The sequence below is a fragment of the Dorea hominis genome (genome assembly GCF_014287705.1).
Taxonomy (GTDB): Bacteria; Bacillota; Clostridia; order Lachnospirales; family Lachnospiraceae; genus Dorea_D; species Dorea_D hominis.
The window spans coordinates 1-13,570 of record NZ_JACOOY010000014.1 but is presented as its reverse complement, the minus strand read 5'-3'; the positions used below and the strand labels follow the sequence as shown (position 1 = coordinate 13,570).

The 13,570-nt window shown below is 34.7% G+C and carries 11 protein-coding genes and 1 pseudogene; all 12 read left to right on the top strand.

Going from position 1 to position 13,570, the window contains the following annotated elements:
- Positions 1–3 precede the first annotated feature (3 nt).
- Positions 4–1,161: an FprA family A-type flavoprotein gene (locus H8S07_RS10650; protein WP_186855994.1), complete on the top strand. Its 1,158-nt coding sequence runs from the start codon at positions 4–6 to the stop codon at positions 1,159–1,161.
- A gap of 422 nt (positions 1,162–1,583) precedes the next feature.
- Positions 1,584–3,035, top strand: coding sequence for a sugar transferase (locus tag H8S07_RS10645; protein WP_118519528.1), 1,452 nt, complete (start codon positions 1,584–1,586; stop codon positions 3,033–3,035).
- Positions 3,036–3,114: 79 nt separating this feature from the next.
- Positions 3,115–4,260: a glycosyltransferase family 4 protein gene (locus H8S07_RS10640; RefSeq protein ID WP_118519527.1), complete on the top strand. Its 1,146-nt coding sequence runs from the start codon at positions 3,115–3,117 to the stop codon at positions 4,258–4,260.
- A 90-nt stretch (positions 4,261–4,350) separates the two neighbouring features.
- On the top strand, positions 4,351–5,577 hold the full coding sequence (locus H8S07_RS10635; protein WP_186855993.1) for a glycosyltransferase: 1,227 nt from the start codon (positions 4,351–4,353) through the stop codon (positions 5,575–5,577).
- 80 nt (positions 5,578–5,657) lie between these two features.
- Positions 5,658–6,407, top strand: a complete 750-nt coding sequence (locus H8S07_RS10630) for a capsular polysaccharide synthesis protein (RefSeq protein ID WP_186855992.1) — start codon at positions 5,658–5,660, stop codon at positions 6,405–6,407.
- Positions 6,408–6,457: 50 nt separating this feature from the next.
- Positions 6,458–7,399 carry a capsular polysaccharide synthesis protein gene (locus H8S07_RS10625; protein WP_186855991.1) on the top strand — a complete coding sequence of 314 codons (942 nt, stop codon included), beginning with the start codon at positions 6,458–6,460 and terminating at the stop codon, positions 7,397–7,399.
- An 87-nt stretch (positions 7,400–7,486) separates the two neighbouring features.
- The gene (locus tag H8S07_RS10620; RefSeq protein ID WP_118519523.1) at positions 7,487–8,479 is read left to right on the top strand and encodes a glycosyltransferase family 2 protein; all 993 of its coding nucleotides are present in this window, start codon (positions 7,487–7,489) and stop codon (positions 8,477–8,479) included.
- Between the two features lie 17 nt (positions 8,480–8,496).
- Positions 8,497–9,603: pseudogene (locus H8S07_RS14480) on the top strand (polysaccharide pyruvyl transferase family protein).
- Entirely contained in the window at positions 9,581–10,849 is a 1,269-nt protein-coding gene (locus H8S07_RS10605) for an O-antigen ligase family protein (protein ID WP_118519521.1), read from the top strand. The pseudogene H8S07_RS14480 and the gene H8S07_RS10605 overlap by 23 nt, the downstream one beginning before the upstream one ends.
- Positions 10,837–11,811 (top strand): glycosyltransferase family A protein, encoded by a 975-nt coding sequence (locus H8S07_RS10600; protein WP_207722419.1) that lies wholly within the window; start codon positions 10,837–10,839, stop codon positions 11,809–11,811. The genes H8S07_RS10605 and H8S07_RS10600 overlap by 13 nt, the downstream gene beginning before the upstream one ends.
- Positions 11,812–11,814: 3 nt before the next feature.
- Positions 11,815–13,326 (top strand): lipopolysaccharide biosynthesis protein, encoded by a 1,512-nt coding sequence (locus H8S07_RS10595; RefSeq protein ID WP_118659497.1) that lies wholly within the window; start codon positions 11,815–11,817, stop codon positions 13,324–13,326.
- 1 nt (position 13,327) lies between these two features.
- Positions 13,328–13,570: 4Fe-4S binding protein (locus H8S07_RS10590; protein ID WP_186855988.1), on the top strand; the 243-nt coding region annotated here is incomplete at its 3' end.

The window sequence follows — 13,570 nt, the reverse complement described above, 5'->3', positions numbered from 1 at the left end:
GCAATGAAAATCACAGACGACATTATCTACGTGGGAGTGAACGACCACGACATCGACCTGTTCGAGGGTCAATACATCGTGCCAAACGGCATGGCATACAACTCATACGTGATCAAAGACGAGAAAACAGCTGTCATGGACACCGTAGACGCTAACTTTGCAGAAGAATGGCTTGGCAACATCGACACAGCACTGGGCGGCGCGGCACCAGATTACCTGATCGTGCAGCACATGGAGCCGGATCACTCCGCGAATATCGCAAAATTCACTGAGAAATATCCAGAAGCCAAAGTCGTAGCAAATGCTAAAGCATTCCAGATGATGAGCAACTTCTTCCGCGGAATGAACCTTGGAGACAAGAAAGTTGAAGTCAAGAATCAGGAGACACTGTCACTCGGTAAACATGAGCTGACATTTGTCTTCGCACCGATGGTACACTGGCCGGAAGTTATGGTCACATATGACAGTACAGATAAAGTCCTCTTTTCCGCAGACGCATTTGGTAAATTCGGCGCCCTGGACGTAGAAGAAGATTGGGACTGTGAAGCTCGCCGCTATTATTTCGGAATCGTTGGTAAATACGGCAAGCAGGCAGAGAATCTCTTAAAAGTAGCCGAAGGTCTGGATATTCAGACAATTTGTGCACTGCACGGTCCGATCCTTAAAGAGAATCTGGAGCATTACATCGGACAGTACAAAACATGGTCTTCTTACGGTGTAGAGACCGAAGGTGTCATGATCGCATACACATCCGTATATGGAAACACAAAGAAAGCAGCCGAGACACTCGCGTCTGCACTGGAAGCCAAAGGCTGCCCGAAAGTCGTACTCTGCGATCTGGCAAGAGAAGACATGGCAGAGGCAGTCGAAGACGCATTCCGTCATGGTAAATTAGTGCTTGCAACTACAACATACAATGGAGATATCTTCCCGTTCATGAGAACATTTATCGAAGCCCTGATTGAGCGCGGTTACCAGAACCGTACGATGGGTATTATTGAAAATGGTTCCTGGGCGATTACAGCAGGTAAAGTAATCCGCGGACTTTTCGAGAAGAGCAAGGATTTAACATGGGTTGACACAACTGTCAGCATCATGTCTTCCATGAGCGAAGAGAACGAAGCACAGATTGAAGCAATGGCAGAAGAACTGTGCAAATAATATATAAAATCTATATGATATATAGATTAAATCAATGAATGAAAAAGAATACGACAGTTGACTATCATACAGTAAAGTGCTATCATACATAAACTGTAAGGCTAATGCATAACGAAGGTATCGAAAAGTAGACTGAAATATAAGCCCTCCTCGCTAAGGTGCCAGAAAAATGCGGGGAGGGACCTTTATGTATTAGTTGCTCTTTTGAAGAAAACAGAGTACAATCTAAACGACAATGTCGGTATGAGTTATATTAACACAAGTCTTAAGCTACATCGTAAGAAATACTAGTTTACTCCATACATCAAAGAAATGATATAGGCAAGACCAAAACTACATATACGCGGATGGACTCTTTAGGGAAATAGAGTTATTTATAATTAAGGAAAAAGAAATAAAGAAATAAGTAAGAGGAATGAGTTATGTACAGGAAAGATAGTGAGGGTTGGCTGAAGCATTTTGACTTTTTAGTGTTGGACATGCTTTGCCTGCAAGTTGCATTTGTGTTGGCGTATGGAATAAGTGGGTATGGATTCTTCCCATATAATCTTTTGATTTATCGAAACATGGCAATATTTATTGAGTTTGCAGATATAGTTGTGCTTTTTGCGTGCGGAACTCTAAAAAGTGTATTGAAAAGAGGACATTACAGAGAGTTTCTGGCAACGTTCCAGAATACAATTATGTTAGGTGCAGTAGCGATATCGTATCTATTTTTATTGCAACAAGGGCAGAAGTATTCACGACTTGCACTGATTCTTAATATGATCCTTTATTTTTTCCTGACATACATAGTCAGAGAAATCCGTAAATATGCATTGTATAAAAAAATGAAAGACAGCGATAATCGTTCACTGCTGATTATTACAACAAAAGAAGCTGCGGAAAAAGTTGTTTCGAACATGGAAGAACATAATTATGCAAGATTTCACATTGCAGGATTAGCGATTATAGATGAGAATATGGTTGGGAACTCTTTTGGTGGTGTTACTGTGGTAGCAAATAGGAGTACAGCACCAGAATATGTATGTAAAGAATGGATTGACGAAGTATTCGTTGTTCTGTCGCCAAATTATGGTTACCCTAAAGAGCTGATGGAAGAACTGGGAGAGACAGGAGTAACAATTCATCTGAACCTTGCTAAAATCACCAATGAACCTGGTAAAAGACAATTTATCGAGAAAATTGGAGATTATACAGTACTTACGACAAGCTTAAATTATTCATCTGCAAAACAGCTTTGCGCAAAACGCTGTATGGATATTGCGGGGGGATTAGCAGGGTGTATACTGACAGGTGTTATTTTCTTGTTTGTAGCCCCGATAATTTATATGCAGTCACCGGGACCAATTTTCTTCTCACAGGAACGAGTAGGGAAAAATGGTAAGAAGTTTAAGATGTACAAATTCCGTAGTATGTATATGGATGCAGAAGAGCGGAAAGCAGAGCTGATGAAAGATAATAAACTGGGCGATGGAAAGATGTTTAAACTGGACTTTGATCCTCGCGTTATTGGAAATAAAGTATTGCCTGATGGAAGCCATAAGACAGGTGTAGGTGATTTTATCCGCAGGACAAGTCTGGATGAATTTCCGCAATTCTACAATGTGCTGAGAGGCGATATGTCGATTATAGGTACTCGCCCACCCCTTATTTCTGAAACAAATTTGTATGAGCTGCACCATCGTGCAAGATTGGCAATTAAGCCGGGAATAACCGGTATGTGGCAGGTCAGCGGACGTAGCGACATTACTGATTTTGAAGAAGTGGTTCGTCTTGACAAAGAGTATATCACAAACTGGAACATTGGGCTCGATATAAAAATATTGTTTAAAACGATATTGGTAGTCTTTAAGAAAGATGGCTCAATGTAAATCCTACAAGTAGCTTATTTTATAGAGGGAATAGGCTGCGAAAGGATAAATATAAAGATTGCATTTAAAAGAGGAAGTTATGAATAAAAGGAAAAATAATAATTCTCCACTTAAAATTGCAGTTCTTGGACATAAGACAATTCCGAGTCGCCAAGGTGGAATTGAAATTGTAGTTGAAGAATTAACAGTTCGTATGGCAAAACTGGGACATAAAATAACAGTATATAACCGTAGCGGACATCATGTAAGTGGTAAAGAATTTGATGGAAAGAAGTTAAAAGAATATAAAGGAATCCGAATGAAATATGTACCGACAATAGATAAAAAAGGATTAGCAGCAATGAGTGCTTCCTTTTTTGCAGCGGTGGCAGCAGCATTTGGAAAATATGATGTGGTACATTTTCATGCAGAAGGGCCGTGTGCAATGTTATGGTTGCCAAAATTATTCGGAAAGCGATGTATAGCTACGGTGCATGGATTAGATCATCAGAGAGCAAAATGGGGTAAATTAGCCAGTACATATATTATGTTGGGAGAAAAATGTGCGGTTAAATTTGCTGACGAAATTATTGTGTTAAGTGAAGGGGTTCAGGAATATTTCCTTGATACATATGGGAGAGAAACACGTTTTATACCTAATGGTGTAAACAGACCAATCATCCGAAATGCTGAAATTATTAAGAATAAATTTGGTTTAGAAAAAGATAGCTACATCCTCTTTTTGGGCAGACTGGTTCCAGAAAAAGGGCTTAGATATTTGATAAAAGCCTTTAAGCAGGTAGATACTGAGAAAAAACTGGTTATTGCTGGTGGAAGTTCAGATACAGATGAATTTACAAAAGAATTAAAAGAACTGGCAAGGGATGATTCAAGAATTATTTTTACTGGGTTTGTTCAAGGAAAAGAGTTAGATGAACTTTATAGTAATGCTTATGTATATACTTTGCCGAGTGATCTGGAAGGAATGCCGCTTAGTTTATTAGAGGCAATGAGTTACGGAAATTGCTGTTTGGTTTCCGACATTCCAGAGTGTGCAGAGGTCGTGGAAGATAAGGCGTTGATTTTCAAAAAGTCGGATGTAGAGGACTTGCAAGAAAAACTGCAAGATGCTTGTGACCATCCAGAAATGGTTATGAAAATGAAGAACCAGGCAGCTGACTTTATCTGCAAGAAATATAACTGGGATGAAGTTGTAAAGAAAACGATGAAGTTATATAGAAAATGATGAAAAAATTTGTTGATAAATATTTCTGCTATTTTTTATCTGAACAGGAGATATGAAATAAAGCAAACTCACAGAAAAGGAAGTTAGGATATGCGGATTTTACTTGTAAATAAATTTATATTTCCCAAGGGTGGAGCGGAAACGTATACATTCGATGTAGGAAAAATGTTAGAAGAACATGGGCACGAAGTCCAGTACTTTGGTCTTGAAAATGAAAAAAATACAGTAGGAAATCGAATCGGTTCATATGTAACGAATATGGATTTTTCTCAAGGAATAAAGGCAAATTTAAATGCACCTTTTCGCATTATCTATTCAAGAGAAGCACGTAAAAAAATTCGTGCAGTTTTAGATGATTTTCAGCCAGATGTAGTGCATCTCAATAATATACAGTATCATCTGACCCCTTCTATTATTCTGGAAATTAACAAATGGCGCAAAGAAACAAAGAAAGAATGTAAGATTGTTTACACGACACATGACTATCAGCTCGTTTGCCCCAGCCATGGAATGTTTGATGTAAACATGAAGCCTTGTGAATTATGTTTGGATGGTCATTATATTCATTGCTTTCAAACTAAATGTCTAAAAAATTCCAGAGCAAAGAGTTTGCTCGGAACGTTGGATGGATATATGTGGAAATATAGTAAGGCATACTCGTATGTAGATGCCTATATTTGCTGCAGCTTTTTCCTTAAATCAAAGTTGGACACGCAGAAAAGATTCCGTGATAAAACCATCGGGTTGCATAATTTCAAAAAAGAGATGCCGCACTTGGATAACATTCAAAAAAAGGGTTATGTATTAGAGTTTGGCCATCTTTCGCGAGACAAAGGAACGGATACTTTGCTTGAAGTAGCCAAGAAGATGCACAATACCGAATTTGTGTTTATTGGCTATGGTCCGTCGGCTGATAAAATGAAGGATATTCCAAATGTGAAGTATCTGGGATTTAAGACAGGAGAAGAACTTTATCGCATTATTGCTGAGGCTGCAATCAGTGTCTGCCCGTCTGAGTGGTATGAGAACTGCCCGTACTCCGTTATGGAGTCTGTACTTTTGGGTACGCCTGTTGTTGGATCTAAAATGGGAGGCATCCCCGAATTGATTGAGCCGGGTAAAACCGGAGAATTGTTTGAAGCAGGTAATGTGGAAGATCTGATGAAGGCGATAAAGAAAGTTCTTCAAACACAAGACGTATTGGAAAGATATACAAAGAATTGTAGTCAGGTGAAATATGAAACGACAGAGAGCTACTATATAAAACTGATGAAAATTTATCGAGGAGAAAAGAATGTGGAACAAATTTCTTCGTAACCCACTTCATATTGTCAAGGATTATGAGCTGAGAAAACTGCTTTGGCAATCGGGGGGGCACAGCGGTTTGCAAAAAATATTTGAGGTTCAGAGATACCGTTCCTGAAAAGCTGACATTCCCAGAAAACCAAGTGGATGAGCCTATTTGGTTATTTTGGAATACAGGGTTGGAGCAGGCACCTGAGATAGTGAAGACTTGCTATCAATCTATAAAAAAATATGCCGGCAGACAAGTTGTTTTGCTTACGGAAAAAAATGTGCAGAACTATATAAATATGCCGGATTATCTGAATGAGAAATTAAAAAGCGGAGTCCTTCCATTGGCGATTTATACAGATTTGATGCGTGTAGCATTATTGGAGCATTATGGTGGGACATGGATGGATGCAACAATACTGCTAACAGATGAAATCCCACAGGAAATATTAAATAGTGATTTTTTTGTGTTTCATAATTCACTCGGCGAAATTGATAATCCCGTATTGTATCCGGTCTGGTTTATTCACGCTAAGCGACATAATAGAACGATTTGTGAGATTCGTAATGTTCTATTTGCCTACTGGGAACGAAATAATCATGTACCAGAATATCTCTTTTCAAATATTGTAATCACACAAATAATGAGGTCATCACCAGAGGTTGAGAGAAAGATGCCTTATTTGAATAGTGACTACAGCGAATATCTGGTTAGAGTATTAGGAGATAAATTTACAGAGGAAGAGTTTAATTGGATTAAGCGGCTTACTGGGATACATAAACTAACCTATAAATTAGAACCATCAATTGATAAGGAGGAAACAGTTTACCATTATCTGGTGCGGAATCTATGAGCTTTTTGAATAGTAGTTTCTGCAAGATAAAGGGAGACAATTAAATTATTATGCTGAATGACTACTATCAAAATATTGGCATGAAAGGCTTTATTCAAAGATATGGAATTGTGAATGCCGTCAAACGAGGGGCATTTATGTTTGTAAAACTGCATTTCGTAAAGGATTATGAGGTGCGGAAGGTATTGTGGCAGGAACATGCTTCATCCAAGATAAAACCATATTTAAAGTATAAAGACACAGATGTTCAGGGGCTTAGCTTTCCCAAAAATGATGTGGAGAATCCGATCTGGATTTATTGGAACAAAGGTATTGAACAGGCACCGATCATTGTTCAGAAATGCTATGAATCTGTATGTAAACGTTCCAATCAAAAAATCATTTTGCTGAACGATCAAAATCTTGCAGATTACATTCGATTGCCAGATTACATTGAAAAGAAAAAGGATGCTGGCCAGATTCCGATGGCTGGATATGCGGATCTGATGAGATTTGCATTATTGGAGCATTATGGTGGAACATGGATTGATTCAACGGTATATCTTACAGATCCGATTCCAGATATGATTTTAAATAGCGACTTTTTTGCAGTTCGAAATTCGTTGTTGCTGATAGATAACCCTGTGCTATATCCTGCATGGTTTCTTCATGCAAAAAAGGGAAACAAAACAATTCGAGAGATAAGAAATGTTGCTTTCACATATTGGCTCAAAAACGAACATGTAATTGAGTATCTGCTGCCGAATTTGATTATCACTTTGGTGGTGAAGAGCAATCCGGAAGTTGAGAAAGCAATTCCATATATGAACAGTGATTATAGCGAGTATCTTGTTAAGGTTTTAGCCGATGATTATTCAGAAGAGAAATGGAATTGGATCAAAAAACTTACAGGTATTCATAAGTTGACATATAAATTAGATGCTGATATTAAACACGGACATAACTTTTATGATTATTTAATTACATCAAGTGACGAGAAGAATACAAAATAATTATTTGATACCAGAATCAAATTAAAAAGAAGAATATGATGATATTAAAAGAAACTAGAATTTGTGATAGTGGATGGGGAATGATGAATGAGACCAAAAATTAGTGTAATTGTACCAATATATAATGCGGAACTTTATCTGGAGCAATGTATTGAGTCCGTATTGAATCAAACGCTGCGAGATATTGAACTATTATTAATCGATGATGGTTCAACAGATAATTCTTTTCTGATATGTGAAAAATATAAAAAAAGAGATAATAGGATTCAATTATATACTAATAAAAATGTGGGGCAAGGTTTAGAAAGAAATTTTGGTATAAAAAAATCTACAGGTGAATATATTGCATTCTTAGATTCGGATGATCAGTATAAGGAGAATATGCTTGAAAAACTGTATCAAAGAGCGATTGAAACAAATGCAGATATGGTTTCTTGTAGAATAGTTGATATGCATGATGGAAAGATCATAAAGGAACATCCACTAAATGATAAAGTTTTAATTGGCTGCAAAGAGATTAAGGCTGCAATGGCTGATATGATTTCTTACGAAGAGAAAGATGGATACTCTGGATGTATTGCGATATGGGATAGCATTTTCAAAAGAGATATAATTGAAAATGAGGGTATACAATTTTTTTCCGAACGAGATGTTTATTCTGAAGATTTGTTATTTAAGCTGATGTTTATGACACATGCTAAAAAAATAGCCTTTTGCACTGAAGCTGTATATTTATACCGTGTTAATGACACTTCGTTTACGCATCGAATTGATGTATCCGTCTTAAAAAGAATTGTAAATTTATATAATGAAGTTTGCATACTGTTTGGAGATGTTTTGAAAGACTATAATTTGAAACGAAGAATAATTAATCGGACTTTTTTTACCTTGAGATTCAATATAAATAAGATTTCTAAAACGAGAAATGCTAAAGACTTTTATAGAATACTTTTGAATGATCAGGAGATAATGAGTGTTATTGACTTATATCAGCCGACAAATTTGAAAAATATTGTTGTATATTATTCGCTTAAATGGAAATTGATACGAGTTTTTGAGATACTATCTAAAATAAATTGATTTATAGAGGGATATTTATGAGAATAGGAATTATTACGTTTCACAGAGCAATTAATTATGGGGCAGTTTTGCAAACATATGCATTACAGAAATTTTTAAATGTTTCTAACTATGATGCAGAGGTTATAGATTATCGATGTGAACATATGGAAAATTTTTATAAAACATTCACAATAAAGGACAAGTCTGTAAAACAGATTATTAGAGGAATGTTGAATTTAAAAAACACATATAAGAAAAAAAGAGAATTTTACAGATTTTTGGATCAAAATGTCCGAATAAGTACAGAAGTTTATGATAAGGTTAATATAGATAAGGCGAATCTTCGCTACGATAAGTTTATAACAGGAAGCGATCAGGTTTTCAATTTTGCATGTACAGATTTCGATAAAACATATTTTTTACAATTTGTAAAAAATTGTGATAACAAACTTTCCTATGCTGCTTCGTTTGGCATGAAGGAGATTCCAGACAGCTATGTAAATGATTAGAAAAGTTTGCTATCAACTTTTTCTGAATTATCTATCCGTGAAAATGCAGGACAACAGATTGTAAAAAAACTAACCGGAAAAGATTCGGAATTATCTGTGGATCCAGTCTTTTTATTGACCGCAGAAGAATGGGAAAAACTTGCAAAGAAACCTAAACTTAAGAATTATATATTAATTTACAAATTGAATACTTCGAATTTGATTTTTGACTTTGCAAGAAAATTATCTAAATTAACGGGCAGAAAAATTGTGGCGTTGAATTTTGATGTAGTAGATCAAATGAAAACTCCGGATATAAAAGGAGTGTATTCGGCATCAGTAGAAGAGTTTTTGGGATATATAAAATATGCTGACTATGTTGTGACTAATTCATTCCATGGAACAGCCTTCTCTGTTATTTTTCATAAAGATTTTTATGTGGAAGCATTACAAAAAGATTTTAAGCCTAATGATAGAGTCGAATCTTTGTTATGTTTAACAGGGTTAGATGAATGTAAGGTGAAAACATTAGAGGATTGTAGATTAAATGTTAGTAGAGATTTTAATTTTGCCGATGATCAGATCAGAAAACAATATATAAAAACAAATCAGTATTTTGAGAGGGTTTTGAATGAAGATGGAAGGTCATTCTAATTTAACTGGTACTAAAACATTAGAAATAATAATTGCTTTACTTATTAATCTGGTTATTTTTTCTACCAATAACAAGTTGATGATGTACACAAAACACCTATCGCTCTTCATAATCGTTTTGTGTTTTGTGTTGTTCGTTTCAAAAAAAGATTATACAGTAAAAATGAATAAGTTTATAGGTCTATATGTTGCATTTGTTTTAATTCTACTTCTCGGTTGCATTTGGTTTTCTAGCTCTGATGGATCTATAGATTATAGTATATACTTTATTTCGGGCATAAGTATTGTCCTTTTTAGGTTTTCAGAAATATTTTATCGCTATTTATTGAAAATCTTCAGGGCTTTATTTTGGATATTTATTTTTTCTATGTTTTTAGAAGCGGCATCGCCGGATATTTTTCATAGATTGTTTAGATTTGCGTCATTCGGAGATGAAACTATGCGTGCGCTTACATCAGGCGGAGCAATCGCAGGTCTCGCTTTTGAAAAGGCATATGCGGCATTTATCTGCAATTTAGGACTAGGGATGATTTTTGCAGAATATATCTGTCATAAATCACATAAATATATTATTCAGAGTCTTATTGTAATGGTAGCGCTAATGATGACGGGAAAAAGGACGCTTTTTATTATACCAATAGCAGTTTTGCTAATTTATGTTATACTTTTTTCCAAAAACAATAAGTTTATAAAATTGGCAGGTGTTGGTTTAGGAATTACAATATTCATTATAGGTGCATATGTACTGGTTCCTGGTGCGTCTTTAATCATCAATCGCATTGTGAATAGTGAAGGAGACGTACTTTCGGGTAGAGAAGTGTTTTGGAATTATGCAATGGAAATGTTTCGGCAAAACCCATTGTTTGGAAAAGGATTTGTATCGTTTAATGATTATGCCTTTTATCGAGGATTTCGATATTATGGAGAACGTTGGAATTATCAGGCACACAATGTATACATTCAGCTTTTGGCAGAAACTGGAATCGTTGGTTTTCTATTAATGACATTACTTATTATCTTGATGCTGTTTAAGATAATATCTGCAGTTAAAGAAAAGCCTGTTTTTTGGAATATACTTTTGATTTATTGGATTATTTTGTTTGGAGTTTATAGTTTTACTGGAAATACATTATATTATCCATGCCAGCTAATTGTTTTGATTATTATTATCCTGTTGGTTTCAAATATAAAAGTAGCGGATTCTTCTTATATGGTCAGTAAAAGAACTATTAAATGGAAGTTTTAGATTTGAGTGGAGGTGTTAAAGTGGAACCGTTAGTGAGTATTATTACTCCGTCATATAATTCTGAAAAATATTTAGATGCATTTTTTATCTCAATTTTGGAACAGGATTATGAAAATTATGAAGTGATTTTTATTAATGATGGCTCAACTGATAGAACTGAAAATATTGTCTATAAGTATAAGGAGAAATTCGAAGAAAGAAACATTCGTTTTGTGTATTTAAAGCAGGAGAATGGTGGACAAGCAAAGGCTATGAATTTGGGCTTTCCATATATTCAAGGAAAATACTTTATTTGGCCAGATTCAGATGACGAATTGTATCGAAACAATATTAGCGAAAAGGTGAAATACATGGAACAACATCCAGATATTCCATTGGCAATGTCTTGGGCTGATTATGTAGATGAGAGTGGAAATGTTATAAAGCGTTTACAAAGAATTAAACCTGAAAAAGATAATTTTTTTGAAGATTTATTATTCAGTAAAAATGTTGTATTTTGTCCGGGTATCTATATTATGAGAACAGATATATTTTTTAAGTATGTGCCAAGTAGACATATAAATGAGAGCCGAATTGGGCAGAATTATCAGATTTTATTGCCAGTAGCATATCACGAAAAAAAAATTGGATACATTGATAAAACATTATATAAGTATATTCTACATAAAAACAGTCATTCTAATAAAGATAATAATAATTATGAAAAAACAATCCGAAGATTTCAAGAACATGAAAATACATTATATGATCTTGTAAAGAATATATGTGATGTCAATGATCAGAATATATACACTCGAAAAGTATTTGTACACTTTAATCGTTTTTATCTCCGATTGGCAAATGAATACGGAATGAAAAGTGAAGTAAAGGTTTATTATAACAAATTAAAAGTAGTTGGGGAAAACGGAATTAAACAAAAAATATACTATATTATGGGAATGTTAGGAATAAAGGCAAGGTAAAATATGGGACGCTCAAAAAAATTTATATTGAATTCGGTTACGACAGCATTATTACAGGTCGTAACAATGATTGCAGGGTTTATAACGCCTAGATTTATGTTGACAGCATATGGATCTGAAATTAATGGCTTGATATCATCTATTCTACAGTTTATTAGTTACTTCAATCTAGTAGAGGCTGGTTTGTCAAGTGCAGCGGTTTATTCTTTGTACAAACCTATCGCAGAGAAAGACTACAATAGGATCAACCGGATAATAGTTGCTGCGAAGCACTTTTATGTGAAATCAGGATTCATTTTTGTAGGTCTGGTTGTAATCTTGGCTATATGTTATCCTTTTATTACAGATTCAACTGTTTTAGATCAAACTAGTATTTTCGCTTTAGTTCTTGTGTTGGGAGTTAATGGCTCGTTAGAATTTTTTACTTTGGCAAAATACAGAGCATTGCTTACTGCTGATCAAAGGACATATGTAATTTCATTGGCTTCGATTGTGTATACAGTTTTAAATACTATCATTGTCGTGGCCTTATCAATAATGCATATTAATATTGTCTTGTTGAGAATTATTGCATTGTTATCAATATTTGTGAGAACATTAATATTGTATGTGTATGTTAAAACTAATTACCACTTTATATGTTATGACGTGGAACCTGATTATGGTGCGATGGATAAGAGATGGAGTGCGTTATATTTACAGATAGTTCAAACTGTACAAAATGCATCTCCAGCAGTTATGACAACCATTTTTTCATCTCTTAAAATGGTAAGTGTTTATTCAGTTTACAATATGGTGATGGCTGGGATTAATGGAGTAATGTCTGTATTTTCTACGGGTGTCTCAGCAGGTTTTGGGGAATTAATTGTTAAGAAAGATAAGACAGCATTTCAAAAGGCATATAGTGATTTCGAATATCTTTATTATTTTATGGTTAGCGTTATATATTCTATTACATTAGTTACAATCCTACCGTTTGTAGGGGCCTATACAAGTGGAGTTAATGATATTCAATATACAAATCTTACACTTGCTATTTTATTTGTAGCTAATGGAATCTTATACAATCTAAAAACACCTCAAGGAATGTTGGTGATAGCGGCGGGGTTATATAAGGAAACAAGAGTTCAAAGTACGGTTCAAGCAGCTATTTTATTGATAGGAGGTATTTGCTTTGGAATAAAATGGGGATTAGCTGGAATCATGTTAGCTTCCTGCTTATCTAATTTATATCGTTGTATTGATTTGTACTTTTTTATACCCAAAATGGTAACACATATGACTAGAAAAAGTACTTTGTTAAATATTTGTACTGCAATTTTAATGATTATAGTAATATATGTTACGGCACCAATGCTAATAAAGTTTACGCCAACAAGTCTTATTACATGGCTTTTTTACGCAATCTGTGTTGGAACTTATAGTTTAGTTTTTATTTGTATTTTTCATATTATATTTGCAAGAGACAATTTTAGAACGATACTTATAAGATTGAGAAATATGAAAGGAAAATAAGATGGAAAAGTTATATATAAATAAAGAGGACTGTTGTGGATGTTCAGCATGTTTGAATATTTGTCCTAAACATGCAATTTATATGAAACATGATGAAAAGGGATATTTGTATCCTGAAATTAGAAAAGATCCGTACCGCTATGAACATCCATATCAGTTATTTGCGCTTAGTAAACATATGGTTACATCCATGATACAGCTGGCGAAAGAAAATCAGATCAAGATCGAAGAGTCCATGGAGCTG

Excerpts from the sequence above, each read along its gene's own strand:
- H8S07_RS10635 (WP_186855993.1), top strand. The coding sequence starts at position 4,351 with ATGCGGATTTTACTTGTAAATAAATTTATATTTCCCAAGGGTGGAGCG.
- H8S07_RS10595 (WP_118659497.1), top strand. The coding sequence starts at position 11,815 with ATGGGACGCTCAAAAAAATTTATATTGAATTCGGTTACGACAGCATTA.
- H8S07_RS10625 (WP_186855991.1), top strand. The coding sequence starts at position 6,458 with ATGCTGAATGACTACTATCAAAATATTGGCATGAAAGGCTTTATTCAA.
- H8S07_RS10600 (WP_207722419.1), top strand. The coding sequence starts at position 10,837 with ATGGAAGTTTTAGATTTGAGTGGAGGTGTTAAAGTGGAACCGTTAGTG.
- H8S07_RS10620 (WP_118519523.1), top strand. The coding sequence starts at position 7,487 with ATGAGACCAAAAATTAGTGTAATTGTACCAATATATAATGCGGAACTT.
- H8S07_RS10605 (WP_118519521.1), top strand. The coding sequence starts at position 9,581 with ATGAAGATGGAAGGTCATTCTAATTTAACTGGTACTAAAACATTAGAA.
- H8S07_RS10640 (WP_118519527.1), top strand. The coding sequence starts at position 3,115 with ATGAATAAAAGGAAAAATAATAATTCTCCACTTAAAATTGCAGTTCTT.
- H8S07_RS10645 (WP_118519528.1), top strand. The coding sequence starts at position 1,584 with ATGTACAGGAAAGATAGTGAGGGTTGGCTGAAGCATTTTGACTTTTTA.
- H8S07_RS10650 (WP_186855994.1), top strand. The coding sequence starts at position 4 with ATGAAAATCACAGACGACATTATCTACGTGGGAGTGAACGACCACGAC.